At 36.0% G+C, this 14970-nt stretch carries 15 protein-coding genes; 7 read left to right on the top strand and 8 right to left on the bottom strand.

What is annotated here, in order from left to right:
• Positions 1-267 precede the first annotated feature (267 nt).
• Positions 268-816, bottom strand: coding sequence for an L-threonylcarbamoyladenylate synthase (locus IV494_RS07145; protein ID WP_196079441.1), 549 nt, complete (start codon positions 814-816; stop codon positions 268-270).
• A 144-nt stretch (positions 817-960) separates the two neighbouring features.
• Here IV494_RS07145 and IV494_RS07140 point away from each other — a divergent pair, with 144 nt between their 5' ends.
• Positions 961-1980, top strand: coding sequence for an LLM class flavin-dependent oxidoreductase (locus IV494_RS07140; protein ID WP_196079440.1), 1020 nt, complete (start codon positions 961-963; stop codon positions 1978-1980).
• Between the two features lie 73 nt (positions 1981-2053).
• Positions 2054-2299 (top strand): VF530 family protein, encoded by a 246-nt coding sequence (locus tag IV494_RS07135; protein WP_196079439.1) that lies wholly within the window; start codon positions 2054-2056, stop codon positions 2297-2299.
• Positions 2300-2400: 101 nt separating this feature from the next.
• Here the strand turns inward: IV494_RS07135 and IV494_RS07130 are convergent, their stop codons facing one another.
• The 3 genes from IV494_RS07130 to IV494_RS07120 form a co-directional block, all read right to left on the bottom strand.
• Positions 2401-2778: a YchJ family protein gene (locus IV494_RS07130; protein WP_196079438.1), complete on the bottom strand. Its 378-nt coding sequence runs from the start codon at positions 2776-2778 to the stop codon at positions 2401-2403.
• Positions 2779-2909: 131 nt separating this feature from the next.
• A complete protein-coding gene (locus tag IV494_RS07125) occupies positions 2910-3416 on the bottom strand; it encodes a DinB family protein (protein ID WP_196079437.1) in 507 nt (168 codons plus the stop codon).
• 69 nt (positions 3417-3485) lie between these two features.
• Positions 3486-4625 carry a cystathionine gamma-synthase gene (locus IV494_RS07120; RefSeq protein ID WP_196079436.1) on the bottom strand — a complete coding sequence of 380 codons (1140 nt, stop codon included), beginning with the start codon at positions 4623-4625 and terminating at the stop codon, positions 3486-3488.
• Between the two features lie 197 nt (positions 4626-4822).
• On the opposite strand from IV494_RS07120, the gene IV494_RS07115 reads away from it, so the two are divergent.
• On the top strand, positions 4823-6277 hold the full coding sequence (locus IV494_RS07115; RefSeq protein ID WP_196079435.1) for a GLUG motif-containing protein: 1455 nt from the start codon (positions 4823-4825) through the stop codon (positions 6275-6277).
• An 85-nt stretch (positions 6278-6362) separates the two neighbouring features.
• On the opposite strand, the gene gldC is transcribed toward IV494_RS07115, so the two are convergent.
• Together gldC and gldB are read right to left on the bottom strand one after the other, a co-directional pair.
• Positions 6363-6689 carry a gliding motility protein GldC gene (gldC, locus tag IV494_RS07110; protein ID WP_039353668.1) on the bottom strand — a complete coding sequence of 109 codons (327 nt, stop codon included), beginning with the start codon at positions 6687-6689 and terminating at the stop codon, positions 6363-6365.
• A 117-nt stretch (positions 6690-6806) separates the two neighbouring features.
• Positions 6807-7787, bottom strand: a complete 981-nt coding sequence (gene gldB, locus IV494_RS07105; RefSeq protein WP_196079434.1) for a gliding motility lipoprotein GldB — start codon at positions 7785-7787, stop codon at positions 6807-6809.
• A 94-nt stretch (positions 7788-7881) separates the two neighbouring features.
• Here gldB and nadE point away from each other — a divergent pair, with 94 nt between their 5' ends.
• From nadE to IV494_RS07090, 3 genes are all read left to right on the top strand, one after another.
• On the top strand, positions 7882-8673 hold the full coding sequence (gene nadE / locus IV494_RS07100) for an NAD(+) synthase (RefSeq protein ID WP_196079433.1): 792 nt from the start codon (positions 7882-7884) through the stop codon (positions 8671-8673).
• Positions 8674-8779: 106 nt separating this feature from the next.
• Positions 8780-9304 carry a ribonuclease domain-containing protein gene (locus IV494_RS07095; protein WP_196079432.1) on the top strand — a complete coding sequence of 175 codons (525 nt, stop codon included), beginning with the start codon at positions 8780-8782 and terminating at the stop codon, positions 9302-9304.
• A gap of 110 nt (positions 9305-9414) precedes the next feature.
• Positions 9415-9720 (top strand): barstar family protein, encoded by a 306-nt coding sequence (locus tag IV494_RS07090; protein ID WP_196079431.1) that lies wholly within the window; start codon positions 9415-9417, stop codon positions 9718-9720.
• Between the two features lie 140 nt (positions 9721-9860).
• Here IV494_RS07090 and IV494_RS07085 read toward each other — a convergent pair whose 3' ends face one another.
• Positions 9861-11291, bottom strand: coding sequence for a hypothetical protein (locus tag IV494_RS07085; protein ID WP_196079430.1), 1431 nt, complete (start codon positions 11289-11291; stop codon positions 9861-9863).
• Between the two features lie 29 nt (positions 11292-11320).
• A complete protein-coding gene (locus tag IV494_RS07080; RefSeq protein ID WP_196079429.1) occupies positions 11321-14110 on the bottom strand; it encodes an outer membrane beta-barrel protein in 2790 nt (929 codons plus the stop codon).
• 182 nt (positions 14111-14292) lie between these two features.
• Between IV494_RS07080 and IV494_RS07075 the strand changes: the two genes are divergently transcribed.
• Positions 14293-14970 (top strand): response regulator transcription factor, encoded by a 678-nt coding sequence (locus IV494_RS07075; protein ID WP_039353546.1) that lies wholly within the window; start codon positions 14293-14295, stop codon positions 14968-14970.

Genomic DNA, 14970 nt, shown 5'->3' with positions numbered 1-14970 from the left:
TCGACAAGCTCAGTCAACAACTAAAAAGAGCTTCACTCAGGTCGGGCTGCAAGTTTCGCACAGAATTAAGATTCAGTAAAACAAAAATTCCAGGAAACATTTCCTGGAATTTTTTTAATAATTTTCTAGATGTGATGTATGAAAGTCCAAAAAGAAAATCTAAGACTTAACACCTTTGAATATTTTGTTAACTTATTTATATTATCTCTGTAAGTATTTGTCTGAAAAATTTGTCAAAATTATTTACGCCGTTTGTGGTTTAAAAAGTTACTCCCGCAGCACTTTAATTCTTCCGTCATTCCAAATTCTAATAACCGAAGAACCCGAAAACTCTGAAACTTTATCATGATTTTCTTCCACTACAAAATCTACTGCTCGAACAATATCCTGCGAAATATCCGAAAATTTCATCGGTGATTTTTCTCCGCTAAAATTTGCTGAGGTCGAAACCAAGGGTTTGTTCAGTTTGGTAATTATTTTTTTCAGGAACAGATCGTCGACCATCCGAATTCCGATGCTGCCGTCTTCCGCTAATATTTCTTTTGGCAAACCTTTCGGATTATCATAAATTAAAGTCACGGGTTTTTCTGACAGATCCATAATTTCCCACGCCATTTCAGGAACTTCAACCAGATCCTGCAAACGTTTCGCTGATTCTACCAGAATAATCATCGATTTATTTTTATCTCGCTTTTTAATTTCAAAAATTTTGTTGATGGCCTCAACATTTGTCGCGTCGCAACCAATTCCCCAAATGGTGTCGGTCGGGTAAAGAATAGTTCCGCCGGATTGCAATGTTTCTATGATTTTTTCCATGAATTGTTTAAATATTTTTCAAAGACAATTTGTCCATGCAAAAGTAATTAAAAATAGAAAGTATTTGAACAGATGTTCTTATCATTGATCAATGCTTTTAAATATCGATTTCCTTAATTTTGCGCTATCAAAAATGGTAATAAAATGGAATTAGGAATAGGAATGTTTGGTGATCTCGCTTTCGACCAAACTACAGGAAAACACAAAGACGCAGGAATTAAAATCCGTGAAATTATTCAACAGATCAAATTAATGGATGAGGTCGGAATCGATGTTTTTGCAATGGGAGAACATCACCGTGCTGATTATGCGGTTTCGTCTCCTGAGATGATTTTAGCAGCTGCAGCAACCATTACGAAGAATATAAAATTGGCAAGTGGCGTCACGGTTTTAAGTTCCTCAGAACCGGTGAAAGTATATGAGGATTTTGCTACTTTAGATTTAATTTCCGACGGAAGAGCCGAGATTTTCGTCGGTCGTGGAAGTTTTATCGAATCTTTTCCTTTGTATGGATATTCTTTGAATGATTACGAACAGCTTTTTGAGGAGAAATTAGATTTATTGCTGAAAATAAATTCAGAAGAAAACGTTTCCTGGAAAGGAAAACTCCGTGCGTCAATGGACAATCAAACTGTTTATCCTAGAGCAAAAAATAATCGAAAACTTCCAATTTGGAGGGCAGTTGGTGGAACGCCACAATCTGTTTTAAGTGCTGCAAAATTAGGAATGCCTTTAGTTGTTGCAATTATTGGTGGAATGCCAATTCAGTTCAAAAGTTTAATCGATTTCTATAAACAGGAATATCTTGCAGCCGGTCACAACGAAGCAGAAATGCAGATCGCAATTCATTCTCATACTTTTGTAAGCGACGATCAAAATGTGATCGAAGGCTATTTTCATAATTATAAATCTCAAATGGATCGAATCGGTGCAACAAGAGGTTGGTCGCCGTACACCAAAATGCAGTATGAAGGCGGAAAAGCAAAAGATGGAGCATTATTCATCGGAAATACAAATGAAGTTGCTGACAAAATCAATTACATGAAAGAGATTTTCGGAATTACCCGATTTATCGGTCATATGGATGTTGGAGCGCCGGAAAATGACGTGATGTCAAAATCCATCGAATTATTTGGAGAAAAAATAGCGTCAGAAATAAGATAATTTATTGTTCCATCGAAATTTTTCGGTGGAATTTTTTTCTGCTTTACATTCGAATTACTTAATTTTACCAATTATGTACGAAAAAGCAATGGATCCACTTCACGGAAAGCGCCTCGATACCATTTTAGAAGAATTGGTCGATTATTACGATGGTTTTGAAGAGTTGGGAAAGCAAATCAATATCAAATGTTTTACCGATAATCCGAGCATCAAATCATCTTTGAAATTTTTGCGGAAAACAGATTGGGCGAGAGCGAAAGTTGAAAGTTTGTACGTTTACGTTTTGCGGAAGAAAAAACAGAACGAGCAAAATTTCTAGTTTTACTTACAACAAATGAATGAGTTTTTTGATGTAATCAATTTTAAACTTGTAATTCTATTTCTAAAAAAAAGGTTTTGTGCCTTTTGTGGTTTTAAATTCTAGTCCAAAAATTTACCGGAAACGTAATACCATCGATTATCTATTTTTTCAAAATCTGAAAGTTCGTGGTGTAGCTGCATTTTTCCTTTTTCATCTTTATAATATGCCTTAAATTCAACTTGTTTTAAAGTTGGTTTTTGGATGATTTCCAGTTTTGTCCATTCATTAATTTCGCCCCATTCTTGCAGATCTTCTTTGTTGTGAAATTTTCGAGTTGCTGGTAAAGTTGTTTCCATTAAATAGTTTCCATTGGGAATTGCAAATGCAGAAAATCTGGAACGCATCAAAGCTTCCGAGGTTGGAGCGTGTTTTTCCCCGATGTGGAAAGGTTTGCAACATTCTTCGTAAGATTTTCCGGAGCAACAAGGACAATTCATTTTTTGCTATTTTTATTAGTTGTAAAATTAATTCTTTTTTAAGTTTTGGCTAAAGCCAATGGAATTGTTTTATAAAAAAACGGGCTAAAGCCCGTTTCTATTGATTTTTTAATTTGATTTTATAAAGAATATCACCTTAAATGAATTAAATATCTTTCCTTAATAATATTCAAATGATGAATATTATGACCAACAATTAATTTCCCCAAAGTTTCCACAGAAATTTCATTTCCATTTGCAACACCTTCTCTGGAAAAGAATTCGTTATTTAAATTGCTGAAAAATAACATATTAGATCTCCTCAAAAAGTCAAATTCTTCCATTAAATTTTTCAAAGAAACTTCATCCAGAAAATATTCTTTCGCGTATAATTCTTCATCCCAACCGGAAAGTTCGGTTTGGTCATTTCTGGAAAATCTTAAGGCACGATAAATGAAAATTCGTTCTGCATCGATCAAATGTTGAAGCAATTCTTTCAACGTCCATTTTCCTGCTGCATAAGCGAAATTAGATTGTTCTTCTGAAAGATTTGTATAAGTTTTCAGCGTTTTTTCTCCCGAATTTTTCAATTCATCCAACCAATTCGCACTCGGAATAAGATCGAGATATCTTTGAATATATTTTTGAAATTCTGTCATATTCAAAAGTATAAAAAAACCTTCAAGCTTTTCGAAACTTGAAGGTTATTATTTTAAAGTATTTTTTGATTAACCGAACGCTTTTTCTAAATCTGCGATCAAATCTTCCTGGTCTTCAATCCCAACACTTAGTCTTACCAAATCATCGGTAATTCCTAATTCTGCACGTTTTTCTGCAGGAATAGATGCGTGTGTCATCAAAGCTGGATGATTCGCCAAAGATTCTACGCCGCCCAAAGATTCAGCTAAAGTGAACACTTTTAATTTTTCTAAAAACTTGATGGCATCTTCTTTTTTTCCAGATTTAAAGGTGAAAGAAACCATTCCGCCCGGTTCTCTCATTTGTTTTTGAGCCAATTCGTATTGTGGATGAGATTTTAATCCCGGATAAAAAACTTTATCGATTGCAGGATGACTTTCTAAATATTTCGCTACTTCTAAACCATTTTGAGAATGTCGCTGCATTCTTAAAGCCAAAGTTTTAATTCCTCTTAAAACCAAATAAGAATCGTGAGGTCCTAAAATTCCGCCGCTTGCAAACTGGATGAAGTGTAATTTTTCTCCTAATTCTGCAGTATTTGCAACTAAAGCTCCGGCAATAACATCGGAATGTCCGCCTAAATATTTCGTCGCTGAATGCATCACAATATCTGCTCCCAAATCAATTGGACGCTGAATATAAGGAGATGCGAAAGTATTATCTACCGCAACCATAATATCTTTTCCTTTTACCAAATCGGTGACTGCTTTGATATCAACCAGTTTCATCAAAGGATTGGTCGGAGTTTCCAGCCAGATCAACTTTGTTTTGTCAGTGATCACGTCTGAAATTTTTGAAACATCATCAAAACTCACAAACGTAAATTTCAACTGATATTTTTCAAATAATCTGGTGAACATTCTGTAAGTTCCGCCGTACAGATCATCAACTGCAACAACTTCATCACCTGGATTTAATAATTTTAAAACACAGTCGATCGCTGCCAAACCAGAACCGAAAGCCAAACCTCTTGCTCCATTTTCGATGGAGGCTAAACTATCTTCCAAAGCTTGTCTTGTCGGATTTGCTGCTCTGGAATATTCATATCCGGAATGAATTCCCGGAGATTTCTGTGCGAATGTGGAAGTTAAAAATACAGGAACATTTACAGATCCTGTTGCTGATTCGTGGTGTTGCCCACCGTGAATTACTTTGGTATTAAAATTCATTATTGTGAAAATTAGATTTATTTATAAAGGACAAAGATACGAAAGCTTATTCTTTCTTAAAATCTGAAAAGGCCTTAAATAGGCGATTTTCAATTTTTGTTTTTGCAAAATTCACGAATTTCAAAAGCTTTTAAATGTTTTTGCTGTGTAAAAAGTATCAAAAGTTTGTATTTATGCATCTAATTTAAAAAAGTTTTATGAAAAAAAGAATTATCCTTTTAGCGCTTTTTGCCGCTTCAGGTCATGGCGTTTCTGCCCAGTTAATTAAAGCTCCGAACGAGGGGGAAAAAGTAACCTTCTTAAGATCTGTTGCTCCGTCTAACGCAGCATTTTTTCTAAAAGCTCCTACTACTTCATGGCAGGATAATGCAGATGAAAGTTGGTACAATGCAACTGATACAGAATTTACCCTTACAATACCTGCTCAAGTTGCAGGACTTGCGAAAATTGTAAATGCAGGAAACTCATTTGCAGGTAAGACCGTGATTTTCGGAAATGATATGGATTTTGGTGCGCACCTTTGGATGCCGATCGGAAAAGGCTATCAGTTTCCTTTCTCTGGAATTATTAAAGGAAATAACAAGAAAATTCTGAATGTTCAGATCAATCTTCCGGCAGGAGATTTCGTTGGATTTGTAGGTCAAATGTTTAATGGAAAAATCGATAATCTTACAGCAGAAAATGTTACCGTTTCCGGACACGACACCGTTGGAAGTATTGTGGGGAATCTATCCACCAACAGTACAATGAATAACTGCCACGCAAAAAACGTAAATATTTCCGGAACCGATTTTAATATTGGTGGTTTAGTTGGTGGTCTTCTAACCAATTCCAGCATCAGTAATTCTTCTGCGGAAGGTGATGTGAGCGGTGTAAACCAAGTTGGTGGGATTGTTGGAACGGTTTGGGATAAAACTTCTATCACAAAAACTTATGCGAAAGGAACCGTTTCAGGACAATATATTATCGGTGGTTTCGCAGGTTATAGCACCATGGCGTTTGGACCAAACAGAAATAACGAAATTTCAGATTCTTACACACGTTCAAATGTTTACGCTGCTTTAGAAAGAGTAGGCGGTTTTTATGGTGGACCTGAAAGTAATGCGATCACAACCAATGTTTATTCCACAGGAACGGTAAATAATGTTTTTGCCAGCGGCGGTTTTGGCGGTTTTGTTGCGCAGACCGTAGCTCAAAATGTTTATTATGATTTTACCATCGCTCCTTTGGATCCTGTCGGAATGTTAATGGGACCTCCAGTGACGGGTATTAATGCGTGGACTTCAGAACAAATGAAAACTCAAAATCTTGCGACTTCTTTGAATGCAGGAAGATCAACGGCAGTTTGGTATTTTGATGCTTCTAAAAATGATGGCTATCCAACGCTTGATTTTGAACAGGCTTTAGCAACATCAAACAGTTCCCTACGTTCTAAAGTTCAGGTTTATCCAACAGTTGTAACAGACTTTATGACCATTAATTCAAAAGAAACAAACATGACTTACAAAGTGATGGATTTTTCTGGAAGAATGATTAAGTCCGGTGCTGTAAATGATGGCAAAGTAAATTTCTCTCAATTAGAAAAAGGAAATTATATCTTGGTGCTTCAAAATGGAAGTGAAATGAGCAGTCATAAGTTCATCAAAAAATAAGTTTAGTTTTTTGTTAAACAAAACGTCGTTTCCGATTTGGAAACGACGTTTTTCTTTTTGTACTATCTTTTTTTTTAAAACTGAGTTACATTTTAATCGCAGCTTTCTGTGCAAATTCCTCTGCCATTTGTTCCAGCCAGAATGCGACATCCTCTTCGCCAGTCGCTCTTTCGTAAGTATTTCCCATAGAAATCAGGATCTGGTGAAGAAACATTTTCATTTGATCAACCGGCATATCTTTCGTCCAGAGGTCAATTCTCAACGCTTCCTTTTTTTTATCATCCCACACGGAAATCATGGTTGCTTTGGTTTCTTCTTTTTCTACGCCACCATCTTCGGCATTCCAGGTCATTTTTTCGGGAACATTGTTTTCATCCAGTTCAATGTCTATCGTAATTTGAGTCTTTTTCATATTATTTTTATTTTTTTTGGCCAGCTTTTTTCGCCTTAATTTATCCTGAGCCTGTCGAAGAGCTCCGTTCAAGTCGGGCTGGAAAGTGTTATGCTTAACCAGATTTAGTTTTTAAAATTAATTTTTAGGTTTGTAATGGCTTTGATTAAAGATTTCCTGAGCGCTCAACTTTAAAAAATCGGTGAGTTTTGCCTCAGGTTTTTCTTTAAAGAACTTTTTACAGATCTGCCATCCGATATAAATTCCAACTTGTGGCGAAGATTCATTATCAATTTCTGTGTAAAATTTTGAAAACGGTCCAGGTTTAATGAACCGATCATTCAACCGAATGTCATCACTGAAAACCAAGTTATTTTCTACAAAGAAATTCCAGATGTTCACCTCATTTTCTTTTGCCCATTCATATTGTTTCTGAGTATAATCCATTTTTAAATAGTCCGGAAAATTCGGCAGAAAAGCATCTTGCAACGTCATAATTTTACCGTTATAGATCAATTCATCGATAAATTTCTGATGATCGGTATTCGGTGCTACAAAATTTTCAGCCAGTATTTCAGAAACTTTCGGAACAATATTCTGCGGATTCATCGAAGTTTGAAAATACTGCTCCAAACCTTTATAATTGGGATTATTTTCTCCCATAAAACCCGTAATATCTATAAAAACCATATTTTCCTTTGTTTGATAAAAAACCGGTTCCATCACGCCTTGAAGTGCCGATGAATAAAGAAAAACTTTCGGATCTTTAAATTGAGGAAAATAATATTTCACGTGCGAAAACAGATCGGTGAGTTCCGTATTCAGTTTTGCAATATCGATTTTAGAAATGGCTTCTTTGTAAACTTTGGCTTCATCAGGATCTGCTCTTCTTCCTGCGAAATCTTCATCGGGAACAGTTCCTTGAAACCAGGGATATTTTTTTTTGAAATCTTCTAAAGGAACATTCGCGGAATAAAATTCCTTAGAAATATCAACAGCCTCTACTTTTTGTGCGGGATTTGTGATTTCAACTTTCCATTGATTTTTCGGATCTTTTTTACAGGAAAAAACTCCGAAAACGAAAACGCTTGAAACGAGTAAATATTTAAAAAACTTCATTATTTTTACATCAGATTTAAGAACTGCAAAAATAAGCAATTTTAAGGATTCACATAATTTAAATCCTGAAAGCTTTAAAAACCATTTATATCTCATGCAAACAGAAAAAATAACAGAAAGAATAGTTTCCTGGCTTAAAGATTACGCGGTAAAAGCCAATGTAAAAGGTTACGTTGTGGGTGTTTCGGGTGGAGTAGATTCTGCCGTGGTTTCCACACTATGCGCGATGACAGGATTAAAAACACTTTTAATTGAAATGCCAATTCGCCAGAACGCAGATGAAGTAAACCGAGCTTGGGAACACATGGAACATTTAAAAGAACGTTTTTCAAATGTAGAAGCGATTTCGGTTAATTTAAGTCCGGCTTTTGAAGAATTGTACAAAACCTTCGATGTTAAGGATGAAGAATTTCCTGCGGAAAAATTGGCTTTTGCAAATACACGTGCGAGATTAAGAATGCTGACTTTATATTATTACGGCCAGATCAACGGACTTTTGGTTGGGGGAACCGGAAATAAAGTAGAAGATTTTGGTGTAGGATTTTTCACCAAATATGGCGATGGCGGAGTAGATGTTTCCCCAATTGCAGACTTGTATAAAACCGAAGTTTATGCTTTGGCAAAATCATTAGATCTCGTAGAATCTATTCAAAACGCAATTCCAGCAGATGGATTGTGGGACGAAGCCAGAACCGATGAACAGCAGATCGGTGCAACTTATCCGGAACTTGAGAAAATTCAAAAAGAGTGGGGAACTAAAACAGAAAGCGATTATTCAGGACGTGATTTGGAGGTTTTTAAAATTTTCAGTCGGATGAATAAAGCAGCTCAACATAAAATTCAACCGATCCCGGTTTGCGATATCCCGGAAGAATGGCGAAATTAATTTGAAAATTTGAGAATTCATTAATTTGAGAATTTGTGATTGTTTATTTTTCAATTTCAAATATCTCATTCAAATCAGCACATAAACCCATTTTCAAATTGAAATTATGAACAGACAGAATATCAAACTCGGACTTTTTTTTATCATCGGATTGCTCACGGCTTTTCTTGTAATGTATTTTTTTCAGAATTATCGACTTGAAAAGAAAAATGATGCTTCCTCAAATACAGAAGTCGCGTCCAACAACAAAGATAATAAAGGCAATTCCGTAGATGTTAATGCTTCTCCTTCCAAAAATACAGAGGGCATCGACGAACTGACGAATGAAAAAAAAGTGATCAATTATGTGAAAGCGACGCGCCGTCTTCCAGATTACTATGTGACCAAATCTGAGGCGAAGAAAAGTGGCTGGGTTCCATCGAAAGGAAATTTGTGCGACGTTTTGCCCGGAAAAGCAATTGGTGGAGACCGCTTTAGCAATCGGGAAAAAAATCTTCCGGGAAATGAGCAGTATTATGAAGCCGACGTTAATTACAACTGTGGAAACCGAAATGCAGACCGAATTGTCTTTACAGAAAATGGTGATGTTTTTCTTACCAAAGATCATTACAAATCATTTCAAAAACAGTAATAGAAGAGCAAAGGAAAAAGGAAAAAGAACCAAGTTAATTTTTGCTGAACTTTTTTAAAATATAAATTAAGGGCATCCGACACCAAACACCAAACATCCAACATCCAAACATGAAAACAGTATATATCGACTTTACAGATCTCGGAGATTACGAAGATTTCTACGCTCAACTCAAAGAAAAACTAAAACTTCCCGAAACTTTCGGTGATAATTTAGATGCACTTTACGATTCCTTAACCGGATTTGTAGAAATGCCACTTCACATGGAATTTGTAAATATGAACGTTGAACAATTAGAAACTTTCGAAGATTTGCTCGTTACGTTAGAAGATGCAGAAGAGGAATTGGAAGATTTTACTTTTGCTTATTTCTTGGTGCAATATGAGGATGAGGACGAAGGGTCTTCGGAGGAATAAATATCTTTTAGGTCAATTTCTAAAAGTGAATTTCTAAAGAGTGAATTTTTTCAAGTGAATTTAAAAATGCGATAAATAAAAAGAGACTGCCAAAATTGACAGTCTCTTTTTAATGAAAAATTTAATAAGATATTTGAAGATTATAAGTTAAAATTGGTCCAGCCTGCGTACCAGAAGTCATTGGAATCTTTCACAGCTCCTCTGTAAGTAACTGGTGTAAAACCGGCTAGAAGTGGATTTGTAAATAAACCGCCGGTCAACAAAGGTGACCCTGAAGCTGGGGAAAAATTTGGCGTCGTTCCTGAGGGTGCATAAGCTCCTGCAAGTTTCATGTCCGAAGAAAATGCTAAAGCAGAGTTCCCATTGGCAGGAAGATTAAACCAATCCTGAACATTTGTTGTAGACCAACCTGTAGGAGCACTTCCGGAAGCTGCATATTTGAAGTTTGTCGTACAGCCGGTGATCACGTTATTCTGAAAAACTAATTTTCCTGTTCCAATATTATTATCGGTAGCAGTTCCTTTTGAGGCATCGATAAATAAGCCAACTGGATAACCAACAAACGCCGAATTGAAAACTGAGATCGAAGAATTTCTTCTGATTTGCAAAGCATTTTGAAACAAAGAATTAATTCCTGTTGCATTCGTACCACTTGCCGAAGATTGAATTGGACCAATGATCGTAACATTAGAAAAGATCGCAGAAGTTTGTGGAAGTAACGATGAACCATTTGCATCATTGTCAGATTCAAAAGCATTCGATCCGGAAACGTCGGCTACCAAAGGATCTCTAACTCCAATCGCAAACTGTACTTTTCCTGAATATCCGTTATCAGTATCGAAATCATCATCTAAACCTTTGTAAGCGATGAGGTGGGTACAATTTACGGTTCCACCAAACCATTCGAAACTGTCATCGTTTGCATACGCAACCTGAACATAATCGATCGTTGTTCCGTTACCAACGCCACCGAAGGTAAGTCCGTTGATTTCTTTGTCCGGTAAAAAAGCGTAACCTGCGTACTCAATTCTTACGTATTTCAAAACGCCACTGTTGTCGCTCACATTAGTTCCACCATAAAGTCCGCTTCCGTCGGCATCATTTACGCCGCCTTCAATTTCGCCAACTCCAGCTTTTCCATTAAATGAAGCATTGGTTGGTGCAGCTCCTAAAAGAATGATTCCAGCCCAGTCGCCCCGTTTCGGACTTGGTTTTTCTGAGGTAAAAATAATCGGATTCGTTGCCGTTCCCTGCGCCATGATTTTTGATCCTCTTGTAATGATCAAACCACCGTTTTTATCGGCTTCCCCAACGATTTTCGTGCCCGGTTCGATGGTTAAAGTTGCGCCGTTCGTTACATAAACCAAACCTCTCAATTTGTAGATATTGTTGGCTTTTAAAGTAATACTGGAAGAGATTTTTCCGGATAATATTAAATTTTCTGTGTTTCCGCCGGTGTTATTTCCAGGTCCGGAATTAATGATGTCTCCATCTTTTTCAATCTGTCTGCACGAAGATGCAAGTGCTAAACTCCCTGTTAAGAGGTACAAAAAAGCATGTTTTAATTTCATTTTACTAGGTATTTATTTATTGTTTTGTATTAAAAGTTGTAACCAATTGTTAAGCTGATATTGGTTCCCGTTGTTCTTTCTATTGCTAAAGCATCTGCACGATCATATTTTTTATTGTTGTTTAAATCGTGGTAATATTTTGCGGTCTGATTTAAAATATCAGAAACATTTAACTTGATTTCTCCTTTCTTGTTCCAGATTTTCTGAGCAATTTGAAAATCTAACAAAGGTCGCGGCGCTTCCCAGATCGGAGGAATTTGATCATTCCCAACGTACTGAATTCTTCTGCCGATCATATTGAATAGTAAGGTTGAAGAAAGACCTGATTTCTCCCCATCATATTGAAGGGTGAAGTTTACGGTGTAAGGAGATTGTCCCTGCATTGGGCGATTGGTTTGCGTTGCTTCGTCGGTCACTTTGTTATCGATCAAGGCTAGATTCCCACCAAATGTGAAGTTTTTCAAAGCTGAAATAAAATCGAGTTTTTTACGTAATTCTACTTCAAGACCATAAGCATTTGCTTTTTGAGCATTCAGGAAATTAAAAGTATTACTCGTTCCCGCACCGGATTGATTGAAGTATAATTCGATCGGATTTTTAAAGTTTTTGTAGAAACCTGCGAGTGAAATTAATTCTCCATTTCTTGGGTAAAATTCCCAGCGAATATCGGCACTCGTAATTTTAGTGCGTTGCAACTCTTTATTTCCAACAACGGTTGCTCCCAGATCAAAATCATAATAAGCAACAGGCGAAAGTTCTCTAAATTCCGGACGAACCACGGTTTGAGATCCCGCAAGACGAAGATTCATCTTATTATTTAATTTGATCGTAAAGTTTGCAGCCGGCATGAAATCGGTAACTTCTGAATTCACGTATCGGTTATCGCTCATCTTCGTACTTCCAACCAACTGATTGAAATTTTCAACTCTCAAACCCCAAATTGCTCTTAACCAGGAAGTGAAATTATTGTCGAATTGAATGTAACCTGCATTTAAAATAGTGTTTGCAATGTATCGGTATTGGTTTCCTGAGATTTCATTGAAAGAAAATTGACCTGAATTTGGACCGAAATTTTCAGGATTGAAAATCGTTTCGAAAGATTGCGTTAAAATACTTTGGTTAAAACCGTTCATCTGCGCGGAGAAAGGTCTGGAATTATAAATTCTGTCTTTTACCTGAAATAAATATCCGCCTTTAATGGTTTGTTTTTGAGAGAATAGATCAAATGTTTTCGATAGATCGCCACCTGCGTTGTATAAATAATCATTTAATGTAGAGTAGAAGAAACTTCCTGATTTCTGCGATAATCCACTTGAAACTAGTGCGATATACGGACTTCCCGTTAAATTCGGATATTCATTATACTGAAGTCTCTGCAGTTGTGGAACATATTGATCTAAAATTCCAAAACTTCCGTACCAGTTGAAATTCAAACCACCCAAAAGATCTAATTTGTGATTTCCGGTCAAAGTAGAATTATAAAAAATGGTTTCTTTAAAGCTTAATTCTCTTGCCTTAATATTGGTTCCATTCACCGGATCGAATTCAAAATCTTTTCCAGTTCTCATTGAAACGCTGTTGATTCCTGTATTCGTGATAATGTTTTTGAGGGAAATTTTATTCTTGTCATTAAATTTAAAAGATAAATTCAATAATCCGCCTAAGATGACGTCATTGCTATATTTTTCTGTTTTGTAATCGAAATTGACATCTGCATTCAGATCATTGATGGTGAAGAATCTATTCTTCGTTTCGGTTCTTCTTTTATTGTTGCTGTAATTTAAAACTGCAATCACGCCCAAATCTTTACCGAAAACTTTGGTGTTAAATCCGCCATCCAACTGTAAGCTTAAATTTTCAGGATAACCAATTGTTCCGTATCCAAAATTCTTCACATATTTTTTACCGAAATCTGTTTTTTGATCTTGAGTCAAAATATTGAACTGATTTTTTGCGGGGAAACCTGCTGGTAAATTTCTGTAACCATCATCAATTCCTAGGAAATCAAGTTTTCCACCTTTATTCGTTAAAAATTCGTGATTCGTTGTGATCGTATTTCCACCAACGCCGATTTGAGCATTAAAAAATTTCTTACTCGGAATGTCTTTCGTATTCACCTGAATCAATCCACCTCCCCATTCACCGGTATATTCGGGGATAAATGTTTTGTTGATGACCAAAGTTTCGATAACACTTGCAGGAAATAAATCGAAAGAAAATGTTTTTCGATCCGGTTCTGTGCTCGAAAGTTGAATTCCGTTCAGCATTGCTTGATTGTAACGATCTGATAAACCTCTTACGACGATATATTTTCCATCGACCAAACTTACTCCGGAAACTCTTTTCAGAACTTCACCCGTATTTTTATCCGGACTTCTTTTAATGGCTTCAACACCGATAACCTGGGAAACAACGCCAGCATTTTTTTGTAAACCAATGGTAGAAGCGATCGTTTCTTTTTTTGCACTCGATTTTATAATAACGCCTTCAATTTCTTTTTCACGACTGGCTCTTCCTAAAATAATATCCAAATGGGTATTTTCTTCAGGTTTCATGGTCACATCACCAATTTCTTTACTCTGATAACCATTTGAACTTACAACAAGTGTGTAGCTTTTATTTGCATCTAAAGTAATGGAGTAATATCCAGATAAGTCAGTTACATATTCTGTGTTGTTTACTTTAATTTTTACACCTTGCAACGGCGAATTATCATTTTCATCGAGAACTCTTCCTTCTAAGATATGAGATTGAGCGTAGATAAATCCGCTTGCGAATAAAGTAAAGAATAGGGTGGCTTTCCGAATTTTGTGATTCATTATTTTCGTTTATTTTCTCTGCAAAGGAATGAATACGACTATGATTCGGTGTTGCCATAGCTTTAACTTTACTTTAAGAAATTTTTAACAGATCAGGGTCTGTGTTAATTATTTATGAACATTTAAAAAGCCTCGTTTTCCAATATTAAATTTGATTAATTTTGAGAGGTTAAAAAGTAAAAATGAAACAGAAAAAAATTCTCTTAATTGATGATGAACAAGATATTTTGGAGATTCTTTCCTATAATCTGGAGAAAGAAGGCTACGAAGTTTTCACCGCTTCCAATGGGAATGAAGGCATAGAAAAAGCAAAACAGATCATTCCTGATTTGATTCTTTTAGATGTGATGATGCCCGAAAAAGATGGTATTGAAACTTGTCAGGATCTAAGAAAAATTAAAGAGTTACAGAAAACGCTGATCGTTTTTCTTTCCGCACGCAGCGAAGAATTTTCTCAGCTTGCTGGTTTTCAGGCCGGTGCGAATGATTACATCGTGAAAATCATTAAGCCTAAAGTTTTGATCTCTAAAGTGAATGCGCTTCTGCAATTGACTTCGCAGGTTTCCGATTCTTCAAAAAATATAGAAATCGGTGATTTAATTATCGACAAAGATATTTTCAGAGTTTCAAAAGCTGGACAATTATTCATGCTTCCGAAAAAAGAATTCGATTTGCTTTATTTATTGGCTTCAAATACCGATAAAGTTTTCAAACGCGACGAAATTCTCGAAAAAGTTTGGGGAAATGACGTCATCGTGGGTGAAAGAACAATTGATGTTCACATTCGAAGACTGCGCGAAAAATTAGGGATCAATACCATTCAAACGCTCAAAGGGATCGGTTACAAATTAGTTGTGTAA

The sequence above is a fragment of the Kaistella gelatinilytica genome (assembly GCF_015679325.1).
Classification (GTDB): domain Bacteria; phylum Bacteroidota; class Bacteroidia; order Flavobacteriales; family Weeksellaceae; genus Kaistella; species Kaistella gelatinilytica.
This window is presented reverse-complemented; position numbering and strand designations above follow the sequence as displayed.

Coding starts and splice junctions, on each gene's coding strand:
- IV494_RS07095 (WP_196079432.1), top strand. CDS start 8,780: ATGAACAGACAGAATATCAAACTCGGACTTTTTTTTATCATCGGATTG.
- IV494_RS07135 (WP_196079439.1), top strand. CDS start 2,054: ATGTACGAAAAAGCAATGGATCCACTTCACGGAAAGCGCCTCGATACC.
- IV494_RS07140 (WP_196079440.1), top strand. CDS start 961: ATGGAATTAGGAATAGGAATGTTTGGTGATCTCGCTTTCGACCAAACT.
- IV494_RS07115 (WP_196079435.1), top strand. CDS start 4,823: ATGAAAAAAAGAATTATCCTTTTAGCGCTTTTTGCCGCTTCAGGTCAT.
- IV494_RS07080 (WP_196079429.1), bottom strand. CDS start 14,110: ATGAATCACAAAATTCGGAAAGCCACCCTATTCTTTACTTTATTCGCA.
- IV494_RS07125 (WP_196079437.1), bottom strand. CDS start 3,416: ATGACAGAATTTCAAAAATATATTCAAAGATATCTCGATCTTATTCCG.
- gldB (WP_196079434.1), bottom strand. CDS start 7,787: ATGAAGTTTTTTAAATATTTACTCGTTTCAAGCGTTTTCGTTTTCGGA.
- IV494_RS07090 (WP_196079431.1), top strand. CDS start 9,415: ATGAAAACAGTATATATCGACTTTACAGATCTCGGAGATTACGAAGAT.
- gldC (WP_039353668.1), bottom strand. CDS start 6,689: ATGAAAAAGACTCAAATTACGATAGACATTGAACTGGATGAAAACAAT.
- IV494_RS07075 (WP_039353546.1), top strand. CDS start 14,293: ATGAAACAGAAAAAAATTCTCTTAATTGATGATGAACAAGATATTTTG.
- IV494_RS07085 (WP_196079430.1), bottom strand. CDS start 11,291: ATGAAATTAAAACATGCTTTTTTGTACCTCTTAACAGGGAGTTTAGCA.
- IV494_RS07120 (WP_196079436.1), bottom strand. CDS start 4,625: ATGAATTTTAATACCAAAGTAATTCACGGTGGGCAACACCACGAATCA.
- nadE (WP_196079433.1), top strand. CDS start 7,882: ATGCAAACAGAAAAAATAACAGAAAGAATAGTTTCCTGGCTTAAAGAT.
- IV494_RS07145 (WP_196079441.1), bottom strand. CDS start 816: ATGGAAAAAATCATAGAAACATTGCAATCCGGCGGAACTATTCTTTAC.
- IV494_RS07130 (WP_196079438.1), bottom strand. CDS start 2,778: ATGAATTGTCCTTGTTGCTCCGGAAAATCTTACGAAGAATGTTGCAAA.